The sequence below is a fragment of the Amycolatopsis sp. WAC 04197 genome, from assembly GCF_003947475.1.
Taxonomy (GTDB): domain Bacteria; phylum Actinomycetota; class Actinomycetes; order Mycobacteriales; family Pseudonocardiaceae; genus Amycolatopsis; species Amycolatopsis japonica.
On sequence record NZ_QHJK01000002.1, the window covers coordinates 683,796 to 703,858 of the forward strand.

The 20,063-nt window shown below is 69.2% G+C and carries 24 protein-coding genes; 12 read left to right on the forward strand and 12 right to left on the reverse strand.

Translation table 11 applies throughout. The features are described 5' to 3' along the window. Positions 1-162 precede the first annotated feature (162 nt). The 4 genes from DMC64_RS10435 to moaA all read right to left on the reverse strand — a co-directional run bounded on the left by DMC64_RS10435 (position 163) and on the right by moaA (position 3,534). Entirely contained in the window at positions 163-795 is a 633-nt protein-coding gene (locus DMC64_RS10435) for a transglycosylase family protein (protein ID WP_037335640.1), read from the reverse strand. 455 nt (positions 796-1,250) lie between these two features. After that, on the reverse strand, positions 1,251-2,102 hold the full coding sequence (locus DMC64_RS10440; protein WP_125733330.1) for a phosphatidylinositol-specific phospholipase C/glycerophosphodiester phosphodiesterase family protein: 852 nt from the start codon (positions 2,100-2,102) through the stop codon (positions 1,251-1,253). A gap of 111 nt (positions 2,103-2,213) precedes the next feature. Further along, a complete protein-coding gene (locus DMC64_RS10445) occupies positions 2,214-2,468 on the reverse strand; it encodes a MoaD/ThiS family protein (protein ID WP_037335646.1) in 255 nt (84 codons plus the stop codon). Between the two features lies 1 nt (position 2,469). Next, positions 2,470-3,534 (reverse strand): GTP 3',8-cyclase MoaA, encoded by a 1,065-nt coding sequence (gene moaA / locus DMC64_RS10450; protein ID WP_051972317.1) that lies wholly within the window; start codon positions 3,532-3,534, stop codon positions 2,470-2,472. A 78-nt stretch (positions 3,535-3,612) separates the two neighbouring features. On the opposite strand from moaA, the gene DMC64_RS10455 reads away from it, so the two are divergent. The 7 genes from DMC64_RS10455 to DMC64_RS10485 all read left to right on the forward strand — a co-directional run bounded on the left by DMC64_RS10455 (position 3,613) and on the right by DMC64_RS10485 (position 8,839). Then, the gene (locus DMC64_RS10455; protein ID WP_125733331.1) at positions 3,613-4,077 is read left to right on the forward strand and encodes a MarR family transcriptional regulator; all 465 of its coding nucleotides are present in this window, start codon (positions 3,613-3,615) and stop codon (positions 4,075-4,077) included. A gap of 33 nt (positions 4,078-4,110) precedes the next feature. Then, positions 4,111-4,515, forward strand: a complete 405-nt coding sequence (locus DMC64_RS10460) for a molybdopterin-binding protein (protein WP_005156143.1) — start codon at positions 4,111-4,113, stop codon at positions 4,513-4,515. After that, complete coding sequence (gene modA, locus DMC64_RS10465) at positions 4,512-5,273, forward strand: molybdate ABC transporter substrate-binding protein (RefSeq protein WP_125733332.1); 762 nt, start codon at positions 4,512-4,514, stop codon at positions 5,271-5,273. The genes DMC64_RS10460 and modA overlap by 4 nt, the downstream gene beginning before the upstream one ends. Before the next feature lie 70 nt (positions 5,274-5,343). Next, on the forward strand, positions 5,344-6,120 hold the full coding sequence (locus DMC64_RS10470) for an ABC transporter permease (RefSeq protein WP_073845324.1): 777 nt from the start codon (positions 5,344-5,346) through the stop codon (positions 6,118-6,120). Beyond that, positions 6,117-7,181 carry a sulfate/molybdate ABC transporter ATP-binding protein gene (locus DMC64_RS10475; protein WP_125733334.1) on the forward strand — a complete coding sequence of 355 codons (1,065 nt, stop codon included), beginning with the start codon at positions 6,117-6,119 and terminating at the stop codon, positions 7,179-7,181. The genes DMC64_RS10470 and DMC64_RS10475 overlap by 4 nt, the downstream gene beginning before the upstream one ends. 10 nt (positions 7,182-7,191) lie before the next feature. Next, complete coding sequence (locus tag DMC64_RS10480) at positions 7,192-7,986, forward strand: HAD-IIA family hydrolase (RefSeq protein ID WP_007033377.1); 795 nt, start codon at positions 7,192-7,194, stop codon at positions 7,984-7,986. Positions 7,987-8,023: 37 nt separating this feature from the next. After that, a complete protein-coding gene (locus tag DMC64_RS10485; RefSeq protein WP_037335654.1) occupies positions 8,024-8,839 on the forward strand; it encodes a metallophosphoesterase family protein in 816 nt (271 codons plus the stop codon). Between the two features lie 3 nt (positions 8,840-8,842). Here the strand turns inward: DMC64_RS10485 and DMC64_RS10490 are convergent, their stop codons facing one another. Beyond that, positions 8,843-9,217, reverse strand: coding sequence for a YccF domain-containing protein (locus DMC64_RS10490; RefSeq protein ID WP_063273289.1), 375 nt, complete (start codon positions 9,215-9,217; stop codon positions 8,843-8,845). Then, positions 9,217-9,978, reverse strand: a complete 762-nt coding sequence (locus DMC64_RS10495; protein WP_125733335.1) for a PhzF family phenazine biosynthesis protein — start codon at positions 9,976-9,978, stop codon at positions 9,217-9,219. The genes DMC64_RS10490 and DMC64_RS10495 overlap by 1 nt, the downstream gene beginning before the upstream one ends. A 133-nt stretch (positions 9,979-10,111) precedes the next feature. On the opposite strand from DMC64_RS10495, the gene DMC64_RS10500 reads away from it, so the two are divergent. From DMC64_RS10500 to DMC64_RS10510, 3 genes are all read left to right on the forward strand, one after another. After that, on the forward strand, positions 10,112-11,770 hold the full coding sequence (locus DMC64_RS10500) for an AMP-binding protein (RefSeq protein ID WP_125733336.1): 1,659 nt from the start codon (positions 10,112-10,114) through the stop codon (positions 11,768-11,770). 165 nt (positions 11,771-11,935) lie between these two features. Beyond that, entirely contained in the window at positions 11,936-12,316 is a 381-nt protein-coding gene (locus tag DMC64_RS10505; protein ID WP_125733337.1) for a hypothetical protein, read from the forward strand. Between the two features lie 146 nt (positions 12,317-12,462). Next, complete coding sequence (locus tag DMC64_RS10510; RefSeq protein WP_125733338.1) at positions 12,463-13,605, forward strand: hypothetical protein; 1,143 nt, start codon at positions 12,463-12,465, stop codon at positions 13,603-13,605. Positions 13,606-13,663: 58 nt separating this feature from the next. Here DMC64_RS10510 and DMC64_RS10515 read toward each other — a convergent pair whose 3' ends face one another. Together DMC64_RS10515 and DMC64_RS10520 are read right to left on the reverse strand one after the other, a co-directional pair. Then, a complete protein-coding gene (locus tag DMC64_RS10515; protein ID WP_016337555.1) occupies positions 13,664-14,635 on the reverse strand; it encodes a R2-like ligand-binding oxidase in 972 nt (323 codons plus the stop codon). Then, on the reverse strand, positions 14,632-15,243 hold the full coding sequence (locus tag DMC64_RS10520; protein WP_174491991.1) for a TetR/AcrR family transcriptional regulator: 612 nt from the start codon (positions 15,241-15,243) through the stop codon (positions 14,632-14,634). The genes DMC64_RS10515 and DMC64_RS10520 overlap by 4 nt, the downstream gene beginning before the upstream one ends. A 94-nt stretch (positions 15,244-15,337) precedes the next feature. Between DMC64_RS10520 and DMC64_RS10525 the strand changes: the two genes are divergently transcribed. After that, positions 15,338-15,955: an HAD family hydrolase gene (locus DMC64_RS10525; RefSeq protein WP_125733339.1), complete on the forward strand. Its 618-nt coding sequence runs from the start codon at positions 15,338-15,340 to the stop codon at positions 15,953-15,955. On the opposite strand, the gene DMC64_RS10530 is transcribed toward DMC64_RS10525, so the two are convergent. Continuing rightward, positions 15,927-16,172, reverse strand: a complete 246-nt coding sequence (locus DMC64_RS10530) for a hypothetical protein (RefSeq protein ID WP_051972318.1) — start codon at positions 16,170-16,172, stop codon at positions 15,927-15,929. The genes DMC64_RS10525 and DMC64_RS10530 overlap by 29 nt on opposite strands. Positions 16,173-16,304: 132 nt before the next feature. Here DMC64_RS10530 and DMC64_RS10535 point away from each other — a divergent pair, with 132 nt between their 5' ends. Further along, positions 16,305-16,691, forward strand: coding sequence for a cold-shock protein (locus tag DMC64_RS10535; RefSeq protein ID WP_016337551.1), 387 nt, complete (start codon positions 16,305-16,307; stop codon positions 16,689-16,691). A gap of 123 nt (positions 16,692-16,814) precedes the next feature. Here DMC64_RS10535 and DMC64_RS10540 read toward each other — a convergent pair whose 3' ends face one another. From DMC64_RS10540 to DMC64_RS10550, 3 genes are read right to left on the reverse strand one after another with little or no spacing between them, the layout of a single operon-like run. Further along, a complete protein-coding gene (locus tag DMC64_RS10540; protein WP_052120336.1) occupies positions 16,815-17,279 on the reverse strand; it encodes a DUF2771 family protein in 465 nt (154 codons plus the stop codon). A 28-nt stretch (positions 17,280-17,307) separates the two neighbouring features. Further along, positions 17,308-19,230 carry an MFS transporter gene (locus DMC64_RS10545; protein WP_125733340.1) on the reverse strand — a complete coding sequence of 641 codons (1,923 nt, stop codon included), beginning with the start codon at positions 19,228-19,230 and terminating at the stop codon, positions 17,308-17,310. A 51-nt stretch (positions 19,231-19,281) separates the two neighbouring features. After that, positions 19,282-20,046: a glutaminyl-peptide cyclotransferase gene (locus DMC64_RS10550; protein ID WP_125733341.1), complete on the reverse strand. Its 765-nt coding sequence runs from the start codon at positions 20,044-20,046 to the stop codon at positions 19,282-19,284. Positions 20,047-20,063: the final 17 nt, after the last annotated feature.

Sequence of the window (20,063 nt, forward strand, 5' to 3'; positions counted from 1 at the left end):
ACGGACTTGGCAATGGGGCGAGCCTCCACCGGCCGAACCGACACCCACCCCGGACACGACAAAGCCCCACCGCCGGGGGAATGGCGCGGTGGGGCCTTGTCAGTCGTGACGTGGCCGCGCGGGGAATCCCGCGGGCATCACGACTTACTCGTGCTCAAGAGCTCACTTGGTGGCGAGCTTCTGGCCGACGACGATGAAGTCGGCGTTCGACACGTAGTCCTTGTTCAGCTCCTGCAGCTTCTGGTAGCCGCCCTGGACGTTGAACTTGGAAGCGATCTTCGACAGCGTGTCGCCGGCCACGACGGTGTAGTCACCCGCCGGGTTCGAGTTGGCGACGTTCGCGGCCGGGGCCGGAGCCTGCTGCTTCTGGACCGGCGCGGTCGACTTCTTCGGGGTCACCTTCTTGGTGGCCTTCGGGGCGCTCGACTTGGCCTTGGCGGGGCTGGCGGAGCCGCCCTTCTTGCCACAGTGCGGCCACGCGCCGATGCCCTGGCCCTGGAGGACCCGCTCGGCGACGGCGATCTGCTGCTCACGCGACGCGTTGTGCGCGCTGCCGGTGCCGCCGTAGGCGCGCCAGGTGCTCTGCGAGAACTGCAGACCACCGTAGTAGCCGTTACCGGTGTTGGTGCTCCAGTTGCCGCTGCTCTCGCACTGCGCGATGGCGTCCCAGTTGGTCGCCGACGCGGGGGTCGCGGCGATTGCGAGGGGAGCGCCGACCGCGACACCCGCAATGGCGACGCGGGCGATGTGACGGGTGGCGGCGGACATCTTGCGGTGCTTGCCTCGGTAAGACATGTGAATAAATCTCGCTCCCTGCGCCTACGAGTCGGTGCTGAGGGAAGACCCGCGGGTCTTGGCCGGCCGTTGCGGGCCGGCTGACTTCGCCTGACGCACGACGCGTCGGCTCGGTCCCCTCGTCCCTGTCCGGAAATGCTTTCGCTCGGGGTTGGGTCCGGGAATCCGTTGGACAGGGCTCGGCGCTACGGGTTCCCGGTGTTGCGTGGTCGGTCGGGGCCAACCGAAAAGCGACGGTACGTAACGAACGGCCGGGACGGAAATTATTCGAGCTGTGACCTACATCACAGTAACAGCACGCAACCCATAACGATTCGGCTGTTTGCGCAGGTCAGCGGGCCGTTATCTGGCCGTTTCCTGACCGAGATAATTCACGGATCGTGAGGCTTGCATCACGTGGATTAAGGGATGACTGGCCCATTCGTGCGCCTTCGCGCGCGAATGGGCCGCGCACTTTAGCGAGACCTCAAGAAGTTCGCCAGTCCTGGCAGGTCATCCGTATTCAGGTGGTCGACCCCGGCGGCGACCAGCTCTTTCCACAACGCGTCACGGCCGGGCCCGGCGGCGTCCGGCGTGGCCCAGAAGCGCACGCGCTGACCCGCCGCGTGGGCCCGCTTGGCCAGGTCGTGCAGTTTCGCCCGCTCCTCGGCGGGGAAGGGGCCTTCGCCGGTCCAGGTGAACAGCCCCGTCCAGGAGTCCGAGACCAGCGGGGTGACGCGGGGGTCCGAGCCGATGCCGAGGTCGTTCTGGTCCTTGATCCGGCCGTCGTAGAAGGCGAGCCGGAACTTCTGCCCGAGCATCACGTCCTTGGGTCGCCCGCCGGAGATCACGGCGGTGACGGCCCGCTTCTTCACGTGACCGAACGCGTACAGAGAGAAGAGGAAGGAGTAGCGCGGGTCGTGCAGCCGCTTCTCGAGCGCCGCGTAGGTGCTGTTCGCGTCGCCCTTGACGTCGATCAGCAGCTGGAACTCCGCGCGCTGCCGATAGACGCCGACGCCGTGGTTGGCCAGCACGCGCTTGCGCAGCGGCTCCAGGTAGAGCGACTCCAGCGTGCGGTCCGGACGGGTGTCCGCGAGGTCGTGGGCGACCAGCAGCTGCCCGTCCACCAGGTAGATGTCGGCCTCGACGCTGGTGAAGCCCTGATCGAGCGCGTCCTGCAGCGGACGGGTGTGCTCGTAGTCGTTGTGGCTGTGCGCCTGCGGCAGCGGCCTGACGCCGCGTTCATGGGCGGAGGCCGGGGCGGTCGCGAGGCTCGTGGCGGCGACCGCGGCGAGCAGCGCGGCGAGGATACGGCGGGGAGTGATCACTGGCGCATCCTCGGCTGCTTCGGCGACCGGACGGTGAACTCGAGACGGCGAGCAAGGGACCTTTGCTACCACTTTCGAGGTTCGCGCAGGTCAGCGATGGTCAGCGGCGGGTCAGCCGCCGGCGAACGGGGGCAGGACGTCCAGTTCGGCCGCGTCGGTCAGCGGCCGCGTGAGATCCCGCACCGCGACGCCGTCCAGTAGATAGGAGACCGCGTCGAGCAGCTTCGGCAGCTTCTCCGGGTGGAGTTCGCGAAGGCGGGCGACGGCGTCGGCGACGCGGGCGCCGTCCGGGAGCGTCACCTTCTCCTCGTCGAGGCCGACGGCCGCGCGGGCCGAAGCGAAGTACCGCACCACGATGGTCACCATGTCAGCCGCCGATCGCGCTCATCGGCCGGATCGGCTGCGCGAACCCGGCCTCGTTGATCTCGTGTCCGGCGAGCTTGCCCCACATGGTCGCCCGCCAGGCGTCCGCCACCTCTTCTTCGCGCGCGCCCGCGCGCACGAGGGCGCGCAGGTCCGTCTCGTCGTTGCTGAACAGGCACGAGCGCACCGCGCCGTCCGCGGTCAGCCGGGTCCGCTCGCAGGCGCCGCAGAACGGCCGGGTCACCGACGCGATCACGCCGACGTCGCCAGGGCCGCCGTCGACCAGCCAGCGTTCGGCGGGCGCCCCGCCTCGCGCCGCGGGGAACGGCGACAGCGAGAACTCCTCGCCGAGCATGCCGAGGATCTCCTCGGCGGTGATCATGTCGCCGCGGTTCCAGCCGTGCTGCGCGTCCAGCGGCATCTGCTCGATGAACCGCAGGTGGTACCCCTCGGCGAGGCAGAACTTCAGCAGCGGCACGGCCTGGTCTTCGTTCAGCCCGCGCATCAGCACCGCGTTGACCTTCACCGGGTCCAGCCCGGCTTCGCGTGCGGCGGCCATCCCGGCGAGCACGTGCGAAAGCCGGTCGCGACGCGTGATCGTCTCGAACAGCGCGCGGTCGACGGTGTCCAGCGAGACGTTGATGCGGTCCAGCCCGGCGTCGGCGAGCGATTTCGCGCGCTTCGCGAGCCCGATCCCGTTGGTGGTCATGGAAAGCCGCGGTCGCGGTTCGAGCGCCGCGACCCGCTCGACGATCTTCTCCAGCCCTTGGCGCAGCAGCGGTTCGCCGCCGGTGAGCCGGATGTCGGTGATCCCGAGCCGTTCGACGGCGATCCGCAACAGGAGCACGAGTTCGTCGTCGGTCAGCACGTCCGCGCTCGGCATCCATTCGAGCCCTTCGGCGGGCATGCAGTAGGTGCAGCGCAGATTGCACTTGTCGGTGAGCGACACCCGCAGGTCGGTCGCCACGCGGCCGAAGGTGTCGATCAGAGCGGGGTTGTCCGGCCTGGGCACGCTGGGGCGACCACGTGTACCGGGGACACGGGGAAACCCGAGATCGACTGCTGTCATTGACACCAGACTAACCCCGAAGCGGGCGAAAACCGACTGTCTAGAATTCGGCGGGTACCGAATCGGGAGGGTTTCCGGATGGCGAAATATCCGCTCTCGGCGGACGAATTGGCCCGGTTCGCCCATCTCGGCAGGGAAAGCAGCACGCTGACCGTTCTCCGGCACGCGCGTATCGCCGAGCGGATGGGCCTGTCCGCCACCGACCACAAGGTGCTCGAACTCGCCGGGCAGGCGCCGGGACCGTTGACAGCGGGCAGGATCGCCGAGCTGACCGGGCTGTCGACGGGCGCTGTGACCGGCGTCATGGACAGGCTCGAGAAGGCGGGTCTCGCCCGCCGCGTCCGGGACACCGCCGACCGCCGGAAGGTCCTGATAGAGGTCGTTCCCGGTGCCATGGAGCGGTACGCGCCGCTCTTCGAATCCGCGTACACGAACATGAAGTCGGTGCTCGAACAGTTCTCTCCCGACGAGCGGAAAGTGCTGGAGCGATTCCAGAGCGCGGTGCTCGACGGCCTTCGCGACGAACTCACCGGTTCCGCATAGCTTTTCCGTATCTGCGGAAGTAATCTGCCAGGCATGCCGCAATTTCGGTTGTCTGAGGCCGCTCGTCTGCTCGGCGTCAGCGACGACACCGTCCGCCGCTGGGTCCGCGCCGGCCAGCTCACCGCGTTCGACGACTCGGCGGGCCGCAAGGTCGTCGACGGCGCCGAGCTCGCCGCGTTCGCCAAGGCGCAGGCCGAACAGCCCGAGGATCCCTCGAACGTCGGCCGCTCCGCGCGCAACCGCTTCGTCGGCCTCGTCACCGAGGTCGTCACGGACAAGGTGATGGCACAGGTCGAGCTGCAGTGCGGCCCGCATCGCGTGGTCTCCCTGATGAGCGCCGAAGCCGTCCGCGAACTCGGGCTGCGGCCGGGGGTGCTCGCGGTCGCCGTCGTCAAGGCGACCACCGTCGTGATCGAAACCCCGGAAGGAAGCCGATGAGGAGACTCGCCCCCGCCCTGCTCGCGCTGGCACTGGCCGCGACCGCCTGTGGTTCGGATCAGCCGGTGACCGCGACGGTCGAGTCGAGGACGCTGACCGTGTTCGCGGCGGCGTCGCTGACCGAGTCGTTCGGGACGCTGGGCAAGCGGTTCGAGGCGCAGAACTCCGGGGTGACCGTGAAGTTAAGCTTCGAGGGCTCCTCTGCGCTGGTGCAGAAACTGACCCAGGGCGCCAAGGCGGACGTGTTCGCCTCCGCCGATCAGGCCAATATGGACAAGGCGGCGAAGGGTGAGGTGCTCGACGGGCAGCCGTCGGTGTTCGCCACCAACCGGCTCGCCATCGCGGTCGGCAAGGGCAACCCCAAAGGCATCAAGGGCCTCGCCGACCTCGCGAAGGACGGATTGACCGTGGTCGTCTGCGCTCCGCAGGTGCCGTGCGGGTCGGCGGCGAAGAAGGTCCAGCAGTCCTCCGGGGTCACGCTCAAACCGGCCAGTGAGGAGCAGGACGTCAAGTCGGTACTCGCGAAGGTGCAGTCGGGTGACGCCGATGCCGGGCTCGTCTACGTCACCGATGCGACGTCAGCGGCCGGGAAGGTGGACAAAGTGGACTTCCCCGAGGCCGCGGGCGCGATCAACAGCTACCCCATCGCGGTGGTGAAGGACGCTCCGCAAGCCGACCTCGCCAGGCAGTTCAGGGACTTCGTCCTCAGCGAGGAGGGCAAGAAGGAATTGGCGAAGGTCGGTTTTGGCGCGCCGTGACCCCGCGTTTCGTCCTCTGGATGCGGTAGGTGCACGCGCAACGACCGCATTCAGAGGACTAAACGCGGGGGTGCCGTGGGTGCTCTGGCCGCCGGCGATCTGCGCGCTGGCGCTGGTGGTGCTGCCGGTCGTCGGCCTGCTGGTGCGGTCGGATCTGACGCGTTTCCCGAGCCTCATCACCTCGACGTCGTCGCTGAACGCGCTCAAGCTCTCGCTGCTCACCGCCGGACTGTCCACTGTGGCCTGTGTGCTGCTCGGCGTCCCGCTCGCCGTGGTGCTCGCGCGTTCGGGGGCGCGCGGTGTCCGTGTGCTGCGCGCGGTGGTGCTGCTACCGCTGGTCCTGCCGCCGGTCGTCGGCGGCCTGGCGCTGCTGTACCTGCTGGGCCGCAAGGGTTTCCTCGGCGTCCTGGTGACCACGCTGACCGGCGAGCAGGTGCCGTTCACCACGGCCGCGGTGGTCATCGCGCAGACGTTCGTGGCGATGCCGTTCCTGGTCGTCAGTCTCGAAGGTGCCCTCCGCGGCGCCGGTGACCGGTACGAACGGGTCGCTTCGACACTCGGCGCCAAGCCGTGGACGGTGTTCCGCCGGGTCACGCTGCCGCTGCTGCTGCCCGCACTCGGCTCGGGCATCGTGCTGAGCTTCGCGCGGGCGCTGGGCGAGTTCGGCGCGACGATCACCTTCGCCGGAAGCCTCGAAGGGGTGACCAGGACGCTGCCGCTGGAGGTCTACACCCAGGCCGAGGTCGACGTCGACAGCGCCGTGGCGCTCGCCTTGCTGCTCATCCTGGTCGCCGTCGCGGTGATCGCGCTCGCCCGGCCGCGCGCGCTCGAAGGAGTCCGGTCGTGACCCTTTCGGCCGAGATCGCCCTCCGGCGCGGCGAATTCACCTTGGACGTCGGCTTCGAGGTCCCCGACGGCGGAGTGCTCGCGCTGCTCGGTCCCAACGGGTCGGGCAAGTCCAGTGTGCTCGGCTGTCTCGCCGGTCTGCTCCGGCCGGACCGGGCACGGATCACGCTCGGCGGGCGCGGCCTGGCGGGCCTGCCGCCGCACGCGCGCGGGATCGGCCTGCTCTCCCAGGACGCCCTCCTCTTCCCTCATCTGTCCGCTTTGGACAACGTCGCCTTCGCGCCGCGCTCGACCGGAGCCGGGCGCGCCGAGGCGAAGCGGCGTGCGCGGGAGTGGCTGACCGAAGTGGACGCGCTCGAACTCGCCGATCGACGGCCCGCCCAGCTCTCCGGCGGGCAGGCGCAGCGGGTCGCGATCGCGCGGGCGCTGGCCGCCGAACCGGGACTTCTGCTGCTCGACGAGCCTTTCGCGGCGCTGGACGTCGACGCGGCGCCCGCCATCCGGGGGCTGCTCCGCCGGGTGTTGCGTTCCGGACCGCCGACCGTCCTGGTCACGCACGACCCGCTCGACGCGCTGGCGCTGGCCGATCACGTCGCCGTCCTCGACGGCGGCCGGATCGTCGAACGCGGCGAGACCCGCAAGGTCCTTTCCGCGCCGCGCACGGCGTTCACCGCGCGGATCGCCGGGCTGAACCTGGTGCCCGGCGTCGCCGTCGAAGGCGGTTTGCGCACGTCAGGCGGGCAGTTGGCGGGTATCCCGGCCGAGGACGTCGTCGAGGGCGAAGCAGCTGTCGCCGTCTTCGCGCCCAGCGCCGTCGCCGTGTACCTGCGCGACGGCGAGCACCGGGGCAGCCCGCGCAACACCGTCGAGGGAATCGTCGACGCGCTCGAACCACACGGACCGGTGATCCGCGTCCGGGCCCGCGGCGACGATTGGGCGGCGGGTCTCGCCGCCGACCTCACCCCGGCCGCGGTCGCCGAACTGGCGCTCGAACCCGGCACACCGGTCAATCTTTCGGTCAAGGCGGCGTCCGTGGCTGTTCACGCCGTCTCGGATCATTAGGGTGAGAGGTATGAACGAGCGCCGTTGGACCTACCTCAGCGACATGGATGGCGTGCTGGTGCAGGAGGAGCATCTCGTGCCCGGCGCGGACGAGTTCCTCAAGGAGCTGCGCGCCAACGACATCGGCTTCCTGGTGCTGACCAACAACTCGATCTACACCCCGCGCGACCTGCGGGCGAGGCTCGAGCGGACCGGTCTCGACATCCCCGAGGAGGCCATCTGGACCTCCGCGCTGGCGACCGCGAAGTTCCTCGCGTCGCAGCGGCCGAACGGCTCGGCGTTCGTGATCGGCGAGGCCGGGCTCACCACGGCACTGCACGAGGTCGGCTACGTGCTGACCGAACGCGACCCGGACTACGTCGTCCTCGGCGAGACGCGGACGTACAGCTTCAGCGCGATAACCCGCGCGATCAGGCTGATCGAAGGCGGCGCCAAGTTCATCGCCACCAACCCGGACGCCACCGGCCCGAGCATGGAGGGCTCGATGCCCGCCACCGGTTCGGTCGCCGCGCTGATCGAGAAGGCGACCGGCCGCTCGCCGTACTACGTCGGCAAGCCGAACCCGCTGATGATGCGTTCCGCGCTGCGGCGGCTCGGCGCGCATTCCGAGTCGACGCTGATGATCGGCGACCGGATGGACACCGACGTCCACTCGGGAATCGAGGCCGGATTGCAGACGATCCTGGTGCTCACCGGCATCTCCACCCGGGAGAGCGCGGAGCACTACCCGTACCGGCCGACCAAGATCATCGACTCGATCGCCGATCTGGTCGGGCGCACCGCCGACCCGTTCGGCGAAGGCTGAGCGACAGAGTCGCATGCGGAGGGCTTATCGTCAGACGATGCACGACGATCAGCCCACGTCCCCGACCTATGTGGTCGGTGACGTGCACGGACACCGGGACGAGCTGGCCGAGGCGCTCCGGGAGAAGGGGCTGCTCGACTCCGACGACGACTGGGCCGGCGGCGAAGCGACCCTGTGGTTCCTCGGCGACTTCGTCGACCGGGGGCCCGACGGCGTCGGCGTCATCGACCTGGTGATGCGGCTCGAACGCCAGGCCGCCACGGCGGGCGGGCACTGCGGGACGCTGCTGGGCAACCACGAGATCCTGCTGCTCGGGATGTACCACTTCGGCGACACGGAGGTGCCGTCCGACTTCGGGCCGCGCAGCTTCGCCCGCAGCTGGGAGATCAACGGCGGGCTGCTCGAAGACCAGGACAGGCTCACCCCGCAACATATCGAGTGGCTGACCTCGCGCCCGCTGCTGACGCTGGCCGCGGATCACCTGCTGATGCATTCGGACACGCTCGAGTACCTCGGCTGGGGCGAGGACATCGACGGGATCAACGCGCGTGGCCGCGAGATCCTCGAAGGCAGCGACATAGAAGCCTGGTGGGACGTGTGGCGGCGGATGACCACGCGGTACGCCTTCCGCGGCCCGGAGGGCGCCGACGTCGCGCAACAGCTCATGGACCGGCTCGGCGGCGAGCGGATCGTGCACGGGCACAGCGTCATCGCCGACCAGCTGGGGATCCACCCCGCGCAGATCGAGGGACCGTATCTCTACGCGGGCGGGAAGGCGCTGGGGATCGACGGCGGGTTGTTCGTCGGCGGTCCGTGCCTGATCATCCCGCTGCCGTGGGAGCCCGAGGACTGAGCCTCAGGGGAGTTCCACGATCTCCTTGCCCAGCGGCATCAGCGACACCGGGATCATCTTGAAGTTCGCCACGCCCAGCGGGATCCCGATGATCGTGATGCACAGCGCCACCCCGGTCAGCACATGGCCGATGGCGAGCCAGAGCCCGGCGAAGATGAACCAGATGACGTTGCCGATCGTCGAGGCGGCGCCGGAGTCGCGCCGGTCCACCACGGTGCGGCCGAACGGCCAGAGCGCGTACGCCGCGATCCGGAACGACGCCAGTCCGAACGGGATGGTGACGATCAGGATGCAGCAGATGACGCCGGCGACGATGTAGCCGAGCGCCATCCACAGGCCGCACAGCACGAGCCAGATGACGTTGAGGATCAGGCGCATCAGACGTGCAACTCCCCGCTGGCCACGGTGACCGCCTGCCCCGAAAGCAGGACGCGGTCGCCTTCGAGTTTCACCCGGACGATGCCGCCGCGGGCCGAGGCCTGCTCGCCGACGAGCTTGTCGCGGCCGAGCCGGGCGGCCCAGTACGGCGCGAGGACGCAGTGCGCGGAGCCGGTGACCGGGTCTTCGTCGATGCCGACGCCGGGCGCGAAGAACCGGGTGACGAAGTCGATCCCGTCCACGTCACCCGGTGCGGTGACCATGAGCCGTCCGGTCCAGTGCGCCCGCAGCGCGGCCAGGTCCGGCGCGAGCGAGCGCACCACGGAAGCGTCGTCGACCACCGCGAACAGGTTGTGCTTGCTGCGCCCGACGTACTCGAACTCCAGCCCCGGCAGGATCGACGACAGATCGTCGTCCGACTCGCGGGGCGGATCCGACGGGAAGTCCATCGACACCCAGCCGTCCTCGGCGCGGCAACGCAACTCGCCGCTTTTCGTCGTGAAGGTCTGCTCGCCGCCGAGGACGTGCGTGGTCGCCAGCGTCGCGTGCCCGCACAGGTCGACTTCGGTCTCCGGCGTGAACCAGCGAAGCGACTTCGGCCCTTCGCCACCGACCTCGACGAAGGCCGTCTCGGCGTGCTTCAGCTCGGCGGCGACGGACTGCATCCAGCCCGCGTCGCCCGGAGCGTCCAGCAGCACCACGCCGGCGGAGTTACCGGCGAAGGCTTCGGAGGTGAAGGCGTCGACGATGTAGAGGCGCATGCCCTCGACGATATCGGCCGCCGCCGGACCCGGCCTCCGGGTTTCCCCTGAGGTGGTCTCCACTTGCAGGTGGCCGCCGTCACGCCACGTTCCTAGACTCGACGCGTCGATGCCGCCGAACGCAGGAGTCTCCATGCCCGACGCCCCCGCAGTACCGAGCTACGCATCGGGAATCTCGGACACCCCGCTGCTGGGGGACACCATCGGCGACAACTTCGATCGCACCGTCGCCGCCTTCGGCGACCGGGACGCGCTCGTCGACCGCGCGGCCGGGAAACGCTGGACGTACACCGAACTCGCGGCCGAAGTGGACGCGCTCGCGCTGGGTCTGCTCGACCTCGGGATCGCCAAGGGCGACCGCGTCGGCATCTGGTCGCCGAACCGCTGGGAGTGGACCTGCGTCCAGTACGCCACCGCGAAGATCGGCGCGATCCTGGTCAACATCAACCCGGCGTACCGCTCGCACGAGCTCGAATACGTGCTGAACCAGGCCGGGATCAAGCTCATCGTGGCCGCGAACTCGTTCAAGACCTCGGATTACGCGGGCATGATCGCCGAAGCGGGCCCGAAGTGCCCGGCGCTGGAACACGTCGTGCTGCTCGACAGCCCGGAGTGGCCGTCGATGCTGGAGATCGGGCGCAAGGCCGACCGCGCGCCGCTGGTGGAGCGGCAGGCCGAACTCTCCGCGGACGACCCGATCAACATCCAGTACACGTCCGGCACCACCGGCTTCCCCAAGGGCGCCACCCTCAGCCACCACAACATCCTCAACAACGGCTACTTCGTCGGCGAACTCTGCAACTACACCGAAGCCGACAAGATCTGCATCCCCGTGCCCTTCTACCACTGCTTCGGCATGGTGATGGGCAATCTCGCGGCGACGAGCCACGGCGCCTGCATGGTCATCCCGGCGCCCGCGTTCGATCCGAAGGCCACCCTCGAAGCCGTCGCGGCCGAGAAATGCACGTCCCTGTACGGGGTTCCGACGATGTTCATCGCCGAACTGGCCGACCCGGACTTCGCTTCCCACGACCTGTCCTCGCTGCGGACCGGGATCATGGCCGGCTCACCGTGCCCGGTCGAGGTGATGAAGCAGGTCATCGACCGGATGGGCATGGCGGAGGTCTCGATCTGCTACGGCATGACCGAGACGTCGCCGGTTTCGACGCAGACCCGCGCGGACGATTCGGTGGAGCGCCGGGTGTCGACGGTCGGCCGGGTCGGGCCGCATCTGGAGGTCAAGGTCGTCGATCCGGAGACGGGGCTGACCGTGCCGCGCGGCGAACCGGGCGAACTCTGCACCCGCGGCTACTCGGTGATGCTGGGTTACTGGGAACAGGCCGACAAGACGGCCGAGGCGATCGACGCGGCGCGGTGGATGCACACCGGCGACCTCGCGATCATGGACGCCGACGGATACGTCAACATCACCGGCCGCATCAAGGACATGGTCATCCGCGGCGGCGAGAACCTGTACCCGCGCGAGATCGAGGAATTCCTCTACACGCATCCCGACATCCTCGACGCGCAGGTGATCGGCGTCCCGGACGAGAAGTACGGCGAGGAACTCATGGCCTGGGTCCGCATGCGCGAGGGCGCGGAGCCGCTGACGGCCGAAGCGGTGCGGGAGTTCTGCGAGGGCAAGCTGGCGCGCTACAAGATCCCGCGCTACGTGCATGTCGTCGAGGAGTTCCCGATGACGGTGACCGGCAAGGTGCGCAAGGTCGAGATGCGGGCGGAGTCGATCAGCATCCTCGGGCTGGAGAAGGCGGCGGCGACCAAGCACGCCTGACCGCGGCTTCTCCTGGCCTGTCCGCGTGGGATGGGCCTCCCGCGCGGTGTGATCGTTCACAGCTTTCGCGTGAATGGGGGCTCGCCGGGGTGGGCAGTCTGTGATCGGGACGGTGACAGCGTCCCGGACAGAAATCCCACAACCGTAAGGAAACGGGGAATTCTCATGCGTACGATTCGCCGCACTCTGGTCGCTTCGGCCCTCGCGTTGCCGCTGACGCTCGGAGCCGCCGGTATCGCCTCGGCGGACACCTACGGCAGCACCGAGGTCCAGGCCGGGCCAGATGGCGCAGCGACGCACAGCGTGCAGTCCGACACCCATCGCGGATCGAGCTCGTTCCACGAGAACTCGGCCGCCGCAGGGCCGGACGGGGCCGCGCACAGCAGCACTTCCGCGACCGCCGGTGAGAACGGCGACAGCCAGTACCGGCAGCACAGCGGCTGGGCGGGCCAGGACGGTGCCGGGTCCAGTGAGACCCACTCCAGTACCGATGGCGGACACGACCAGGGCGTCCTGAGCGGCACCCTCGGCGCGATCGGACTCTGAGCATAAGGAGCTGAAAGGGCCCTTCACCGCATCGGACGCGGTGAAGGGCCCCTTCAGTCCAAGATGACACTTCGAGGCAACCTGTCACACCGTTGTCGCGTGTTCCCTTCGTGGCGGACCCGAACCGCCGCGAAGGGGAGAAAGTCATGACACTCAAGCGAAGCAGAAGAGTTCTCGCTCTGGCCGGCTCGCTGGCGGCGCTGCCGCTGATGCTGCCCGGCGTGGCGGCCGCCGCCACCGGGCCGATCGATCTGGGCACGCTGCCGGGGGATCAGTACAGCGAGGTCAACGCGGTCAACGACGACGGCGTCATGGTCGGTTCGTCGACACCGCTGGAAACCCAGATCAAGTACCACGCGGCGAAATGGGACGCGCTGGGCCGGATTTCCGCGTTGCCCGGCCTCGGCGGCGAGCAGAGCAAGGCGACGGACGTCAACCGCGGTGGGGTCGCGGTCGGCTGGGCACACAAGGACGCGAACTGGAACCAGGCCGCGGTCAAGTGGGCGTCCGACGGAACGGTGACCGCGTTGCCGTACCTGCCCGGCGGGGATTACGCGACCGCGAACGCGATCACCGACGGGGGCGTGATCGTCGGCGCCGGGCGCGCGGCGGACGGGACGATGCACGCGGTCCGGTGGAACCCCGACGGCAAGGTGGTGGACCTCGGCGGCTTGCCGGGCGGCGCCTACGCGAACGCGGAATGGATCACCCCGGACGGCAGGACCGTAGCCGGAACGGCGTCCGACGCCGCGGGGAACAACCACGCCGTGCGCTGGAATTTCGACGGCGCCATCACCGACCTTTCCCCCGGGAATCCGAACAGCACCCCGGAGGACATGAACGACTTCGGCGTGATCGTCGGAAGCGCGGAGGTGAACGGCACCACGAAACCCGTGCGGTGGGAACGTGACGGGCGGATGACCTGGCTCGACTGGCCGGAACGGGACCCGGGCTGGGCGCGCGCGGTGAACAACGCCGGTGTCGCGGCGGGCGGCGGCTATCTGGTGTTCGGCACGACGAGCCCGGTCAAGTGGAACCGGGCGGGTGCTCGCACGACACTTTCGACCGCGCGCGGACTGGGTTACGACATCGATCGGCTCGGCACGGTCGTGGGCCTGGAGAACAGCGTCGCGACGAAGTGGTCGGCGAACGGCACTCCGACGGTCCTCGGCGGGTTGCCGGGCGGCTCCTACAGCGTCGCCACCCACATCGCGGCGAACGGAACGGTCGTCGGCTTGTCCGACAACGAAAACGGTCGCACTCACGCCGTGTACTGGCCCGCCGGCTAATGCGCGTGAAGGCCCCCTTCCCTCGACTGAGCCGAGGGAAGGGGGCCTTCACGCGCCATCAGGCCGCGGAGTTGGCCGCAGCCGCGGCGATCGCCTTCGCGTCTTCTTCGCCGAAGGTCTCTTCGAGGTTCTCCGGTGAGTAGTCGAGGTCGATCTGCTCCACCGGCATCCCGCGCGCGGACTCGATCGCGCCGAGACGCCGCTGCGCCCGGTCCGCCGCGTACTGGATGATCTCCTCGGGGTCGTTGTCGAACGGGATTTCCTCGAACTGGTCCTGCACCCACTGGATCATGCCCAGCGCGTGGGGGAGCAGTTCGCCCATCCGCTGCTGCACCGCGTCCCACAGCGAATCGTCCGCGGCCACGTGACGGCGGCAGGTGAAGGTGCCCCACGCCATGTGGCGGCGTTCGTCGTCGCCGATGCGGCGCACCAGTTCCTGCATACCCGGCAGGATGTCGTGCTGTGTGCAGATCAGCTGCCACGAGTAGTACCCGGTCAGCGCGAGACTGCCCTCGATGACGTGGTTGTAGGTGACGCTCGCGCGGATCTGGTTGAGCGGACTGGGATCGTCTTCCAGCGCGCGCAGGGATTGCGGCAGCTCTTCGTAGAAAAGCTTGCGGTAGTGGGGATTCTCCGCGACGTACGGATGCAGGTCCTCGGTCAGCCCGACGGAGTCCATCCAACGACGGAACACCTCGGTGTGCTTGGCTTCCTCGAAACAGAACTGCGTCAGGTACATCTCGTCGCCGAAGCGGCCGGTCGCGGACATCGCCCGCATGAACGGCTGGATGTCTTCGGTGACCGCCTCTTCGCCCGCGATGAACTGTGCCACCAGATAGGTCGTCGATCGCTGCTGTTCCGGGTTGAGGCTTTCCCAGCCTTCGCGTTCACGGGAGAAGTCGATGTCGGCCGGGTTCCAGAACTTCTTGTTCCCCTTGACGAACAGCCGCAGCGGGAACGAGTCCCAGTTCAGCCCGCCCTTGCGCAGTGAGGAGAAACCGGTCCGCAGTTCGGAGAGCGTGTCGGTCATGATGTCCCCTTCGAATCGGTGGTCAGCGCCCGTATCGCGGGTGCCAGCACGGCGACGACCGCCGCCGCCGCCTCGTCGGCCGAATGCGTCGGCATGACGAGATGGGACAGGGAAAGCCGCACGACGGTCTCCGCCAGCAACGTGGCGGATTCCGGGGAGAGCGACGGCTCGAACTCGCGGTACTGCCCGGCCGCGACCTCGGTGGCCGCGGTCAGGATCGGTTCGCCCTTGGTGGTGAGCAGGGGAAGGAGGTCCTCGCCCGCTTCGGTGCCCAGCGTGGTGGCGACGAGCCGGTTCTCACGGGCGTGCTCGATCGTGTACACGACCGCCTCGCGGATCCCGTCGCGCAGGTCCAGCGCGTCCTGGACGCGCACGCGGATGCCTTCCAGGAACTCCGAAGTCGTCCGGAGGACCACGGCTTCGGCGAGCGTGCCCTTGTTGCCGAACTCGTTGTAGACGGTCTGCCTGCTCACGCCGGCGCGGGCGGCGACGTCCGCCATCCGCAGGGCCGTGTAGCCGTGTTCGGTGAGCAGCTCGGTGGCCGCGTCGAGCAGTGCCTCCCGCAGGGAGGCCTTGGTCCGATCGGAGAAGCTCGTGATCTCGCCCACACTTCCAGCTTGACACAGATCACGCGCATGTCAAAGAAGTTGACGGGTGTCCGTCCGGTGTAAATCGGTCGGTGGCGGCGGCTACCGTGATCGTGTGGGCATCACCGTGGGGTTCGACCTCGACATGACACTGATCGATCCGCGGCCGGGCATGGTCGCGGTGATGAACGCGCTCGGCGTGGAATCCGGCCTGCCGCTGGACGGCGAATACTTCGCGGCCAACCTCGGCCCGCCCCTCGACGCCAGCCTGCGGGGTTTCGGCGCGCCGGAGGAGCGCATCCCGGAGCTGGTGGCGCGGTTCCGCGCGATGTATCCGGAGACGGTCGTGCCGGTGACGGTCGCGATGCCCGGCGCGGCCGAAGCCCTGCACGCCGTCCGCGAGGCGGGCGGACGCACCGTCGTCGTCACCGGCAAATACGCGCCCAACGCGAAACTCCACCTGGACGCGCTCGGCCTGGAGGTCGACGTCCTGGTCGGGGAACTGTGGTCGACGGAGAAGGCCGCCGCGCTCACCGAGCACGGCGCCCGTGTCTACGTCGGGGATCACGTCGGCGACATCCGCGGCGCGCTGGCGGCGGGCGCGGTCCCGATCGGCGTCACGACGGGCCCGTGCACCAAGGAAGAGCTGCTCGCGGAAGGAGCCGACGTGGTGTTCGACTCGCTGACCGAGTTCCCCGGCTGGCTCAGCTCTTTCGGCGAGCCTCGCGGATAAGGGCGATCAAGCCGAGGGCGAGCCCCAGCGGAGTGATCACGCCCGCCGCGGCGGAAAGCCACACCGGCAGGTTCTCGAGTCCGGCGGCGAACATGACGAAAACCGCTGTGACGGCGATCATGCCCAGCGCGAACAGGCCGATGCCGACGCGCATGAGAATCGGTTTGCCGGGCTTTTCGGGGACGGCCACAGCGGCCTCCTTTACTGCGGTCTCCATGAAGGAGAGGGTATCCGCCGGTATCCGCTTCTCCACAGGGCCTGTGGCGAGATACGCTTATGGGACGCGCGCCCTGGGTACGCCCCCGGGCGCGTTCGTTGTGAGCGGGACAGCAAAGGATTGGTGAGGGAAGTGCCGACCGGCAAGGTCAAGTGGTACGACGCGGAGAAGGGTTTCGGTTTCGTCACCCAGGATGGGGGCGCCGACGTCTACATCCGCAAAGCCGCGCTGCCGCAGGGCGTCGAAGGGCTCAAGGCCGGGCAGCGCCTCGAGTTCGGTGTCGCCGACGGCCGCCGCGGCCCGCAAGCGCTCTCCGTCCGGCTGCTGGATCCGCCGCCCTCGGTCGCCGAGGCGCGCCGCCGCCCCGCCGAGGAGCTGCACGGGCTCATCGAGGACATGATCAAGCTGCTCGAACTCAAGGTGCAGCCGGATCTGCGGCGCAACCGCTACCCGGACCGCAAGAACACCAAGCAGATCGCCGAGATCATGCGCGCGGTCGCGCGGGACCTCGATCCCTGATCGGCGCTCCCCACCCTCATCGCGCGTGAAGGCCCCCTTCCCTCGGCTCAGTCGAGGGAAGGGGGCCTTCACGCGCGATCAGCTCAGGGACGCCGCGCGTGGTAGCAAAGGTCCCTTGCTCCCTCAGGCGGCCGGCGGCTCGACCTGCAGCGACCAGATGGCCGTCGTGACCGCCTCGGCGTCCTCCGGTCGTCCGGTCCGGCTGAGCACCGAAGCCTGCGCGACCTCGACGACGAGGATCTGGTCGTCGGGCCGCGGCGTCGTCACGGTGTAGGCGAACCGGTCCAGCGACGTGATGATGTCCTGCTTGAGCTCCTGCGGCTCGCCCTGGCCGTTCACGTACTGCACCGTGACCTTCCACGGCGTTTCCGCGATCGCGCTCGGCACCGAGATCTGCACCGGTTTCCCCGGCCGGATCCGCAGTTTGCCCGCGGCGTCGGGCCTGGTGGTGCACTGGGCGGTCTTGATGTCGCACGACGCCAGCGGGCCGACGTTCACCGTCTTGCCGTCGGCGAAGAAGGTCACCTCTTCGGGGCCGGGGGCCGCGCAACCGGCCACCACGAAACCACCCGCCGCGAGCAGGGCCAAAATACGAAGTCGCCGCATACGGTGAAGATTACGAGCCCGGCCGCCACCGGGAGTCACCGGGCTGCGAGGGGACCGGCGTTTCGCTGGTCGGCTCCGGGCGCAGCGGCCGGTCGCCGCCGAGACCCGGGATCAGCGAGGTCCCGCGCCGGACCATGAACGTCTGCGTGAACCCGACGGCCAGCAGGATCGACAGCACCAGGAAGCCGATCCAGTACGTCGGCGGCAGCAGCAGGCCGACGGCGCCGCCGAAGCACCAGGACATCTGCAGCACGGTCTCCGACCGCCCGAACGCCGAGGCGCGCGACTCCTCCGGCAGGTCTTCCTGGATGACGGCGTCGAGGCTGATCTTCGCCAGCGCGCTCGCGGTCGCGCCGACGAGCGCCACGATCGCCGCCGTCGCCAGTCCGGCCGCCACGGTGGCGATGATCGCGATGCCGAGACAGGCTCCGACACAGGCCAGGATCACCTGATCCGGTTTGCCGAAGTGCAGCCGCGAACCCAGCGCGTTGCCGAGGAAACCACCCACGCCCGCCGCGGCGCCGATGACGCCGAGCAGCAGCAGCTGGTCGAACGGGCTCTGCCCGCTGCCTTCCGCCTGCGCCTTCACCGCGAACGCGGAGAACATCATCAGGAATCCGGTCAGCACCCGGACGGTGCCGTTGCCCCACAACGAGACGACGATCTGCCGCCCCATCGGCTGCCGCTGCTTCTTGACCCGCCGCTCGGGATGCGCGGACAGCGACGCCGGCACTTCGCCTTCGGTCTTCTCGACCCAGGACGGGATGCGCATCGACTGCACCGCGGCGGCGACGCAGATCAGCATGGTGAACCACAACGCGCCCTGCGAACCCCAGATCGCGTTGACCCCGCTCGCGAGCGCGCCGAAGGCGCCGGCCGCGACCAGGCCGAACACGGTCAGCCGCGCGTTGGTCTTGGACAGCGTGATCTCGGGCGGCAGCACCCGTGGGGTCACCGCGGCCTTGAGCACGGTGAACGACTTCGAGAGCACCATCATGCCCAGCGCCGCCGGGTACAGGAGCCAGTCGTCGAAGTGCAGCGCCATCACGATCGCCATCAGCGCCTGCCCCGCCGAGGACACGCACATCGCCAGCCGCCTGCCGCGCTGGATCTTGTCCAGCGCCGGGCCGATCACCGGCGCGACCAGCGCGAACGGCGCGATGGTGATGAGCAGGTAGAGCGCGACCTTGCCCTTGCTCTCCCCGCTGGTGGCGGCGAAGAACAAGGTGTTCGCCAGCGCGATCGCCATCGCGGCGTCGCTGGCGTAGTTCAGCATCACCGCGTACGTCAGCGAAGTGAGGCCCGACTTGTCGGCGCCGTCCGCCTTCGTCGCGCGCTGGAACGCGCCGACGGCCTGCCCGGTGAGCTGACGGCTGCGCATCGCCGCGACCCGGGTGACCGTGATCTTCTTCGGCATCTTCGGCAGAGAGCCGGCGCGTGGCGGGACCGCGGTCGTCGGATGCTCGTGCGGCGGTTCCGGCACCTCACGCGGCTCGCCCGCGTAACCGCCGGTGTCGTAGTGCTCGTACTCGCCGCTCCCCGGCGGGTGTTCGTCGTAGAACCCGCCCGGACGACGCCGGACGGGTTCGGTCTGACGCTGCGAAGGATCCGGGTACGGCCGCGCGCCACGAGGAGGCGTCCTCGGTGGCGGCGGTGGCTGGTGGTGTCCCATCGGGATCGCGCCGGTGCGCGCCTCGTCGGCGGTCGGCCCGGCCGGATGCGGCTGGTACTGGGGGTGGGGACGGGCCGCGCGCGGCGGCGGGGGCGGCACCGGCTGCTGATCGACCCTGGTCGGCGGCGGTGCGGACCAGCTGCGTGCCTGGGCGGCGCCGGGCTCCGGCGTCCACTTCCGCTTGCTCTTGCGGCCGCGCTCCTTGCCCGGCCGGCCGGAACGCGTGCCGTCGGGTCCGGAGTTCGAGCCGAAGATTCCCACGCTTCAATCCTGCCTTACGCGAGGTCCGCTTCGCGCGTTCACCACTGCTTTCTAGGGGATGGGGACGAACTTCACCCGAAACATCCTCGGCCAGAGCTTGCCGGTGATCACGAATTCGTCGGTCCCGGGCACCGCCGCGATGCCGTTGAGGACGTCCGCGGAGCCCCGCTCGGCCCCGTCCAGCAGGCCGGCGGCGTCGATCTCGCCGGTGACCCGCCCGGTCGCGGCGTCGATCCGCAGGATCCGGTCGGTCTGCCAGACGTTCGCGTACACGGAGTCGCCGACGCATTCCAGCTCGTTCAGCTGGTCACGGCCGACATCGACACCGCCAGTCGGCGCGAAGGACACCGGGTCGCGGAAGGTCAGCTTCGACGAGCCGTCGCTCATCACCAGCCGCCCGTCGTGGTGGCAAAGGCCCCAGCCCTCGCCGGTGTAGGTCACCCGCCTCAGCTCGGCCAGCGTCTTGGCGTCGCGTTCGATCGCGACGCCGTCCTTCCAGGTGATCTGCCACGCGGTCGCCCCGAGCACGGTGATGCCCTCGCCGAACAGACCGGGCAGTTCCTGCCGGACCGCCGGCGCCGCACCCGCGGGCCCGGCCCGCATCGACGACTTCCCGACCAGGCCGGTGCCCTCGTACAGCGTCTCGCCGGAGAACTCGAGGCCCTGGGTGAAGGCGCCCGGGTCGTGGGGCAACGTCGAGAGCACCCGCACCTTCAGTTTCTCGGGCGCGGGCGGCGCGGCGTCGCTCACCGGCGCGGCGGCGCAGCCACCGAGGACGGCGGCCAGCAGGAGCGAGGTGGTCATCAGCGTGCGCACGCGGACAGCCTGACACG

Excerpts from the sequence above, each read along its gene's own strand:
- DMC64_RS10480 (WP_007033377.1), top strand. The coding sequence starts at position 7,192 with ATGAACGAGCGCCGTTGGACCTACCTCAGCGACATGGATGGCGTGCTG.
- DMC64_RS10515 (WP_016337555.1), bottom strand. The coding sequence starts at position 14,635 with ATGACCGACACGCTCTCCGAACTGCGGACCGGTTTCTCCTCACTGCGC.
- DMC64_RS10495 (WP_125733335.1), bottom strand. The coding sequence starts at position 9,978 with ATGCGCCTCTACATCGTCGACGCCTTCACCTCCGAAGCCTTCGCCGGT.
- DMC64_RS10490 (WP_063273289.1), bottom strand. The coding sequence starts at position 9,217 with ATGCGCCTGATCCTCAACGTCATCTGGCTCGTGCTGTGCGGCCTGTGG.
- DMC64_RS10505 (WP_125733337.1), top strand. The coding sequence starts at position 11,936 with ATGCGTACGATTCGCCGCACTCTGGTCGCTTCGGCCCTCGCGTTGCCG.
- DMC64_RS10445 (WP_037335646.1), bottom strand. The coding sequence starts at position 2,468 with ATGGTGACCATCGTGGTGCGGTACTTCGCTTCGGCCCGCGCGGCCGTC.
- DMC64_RS10455 (WP_125733331.1), top strand. The coding sequence starts at position 3,613 with ATGGCGAAATATCCGCTCTCGGCGGACGAATTGGCCCGGTTCGCCCAT.
- modA (WP_125733332.1), top strand. The coding sequence starts at position 4,512 with ATGAGGAGACTCGCCCCCGCCCTGCTCGCGCTGGCACTGGCCGCGACC.
- DMC64_RS10485 (WP_037335654.1), top strand. The coding sequence starts at position 8,024 with ATGCACGACGATCAGCCCACGTCCCCGACCTATGTGGTCGGTGACGTG.
- DMC64_RS10435 (WP_037335640.1), bottom strand. The coding sequence starts at position 795 with ATGTCTTACCGAGGCAAGCACCGCAAGATGTCCGCCGCCACCCGTCAC.
- DMC64_RS10460 (WP_005156143.1), top strand. The coding sequence starts at position 4,111 with ATGCCGCAATTTCGGTTGTCTGAGGCCGCTCGTCTGCTCGGCGTCAGC.
- DMC64_RS10510 (WP_125733338.1), top strand. The coding sequence starts at position 12,463 with ATGACACTCAAGCGAAGCAGAAGAGTTCTCGCTCTGGCCGGCTCGCTG.
- DMC64_RS10530 (WP_051972318.1), bottom strand. The coding sequence starts at position 16,172 with ATGGAGACCGCAGTAAAGGAGGCCGCTGTGGCCGTCCCCGAAAAGCCC.
- DMC64_RS10500 (WP_125733336.1), top strand. The coding sequence starts at position 10,112 with ATGCCCGACGCCCCCGCAGTACCGAGCTACGCATCGGGAATCTCGGAC.
- moaA (WP_051972317.1), bottom strand. The coding sequence starts at position 3,534 with ATGACAGCAGTCGATCTCGGGTTTCCCCGTGTCCCCGGTACACGTGGT.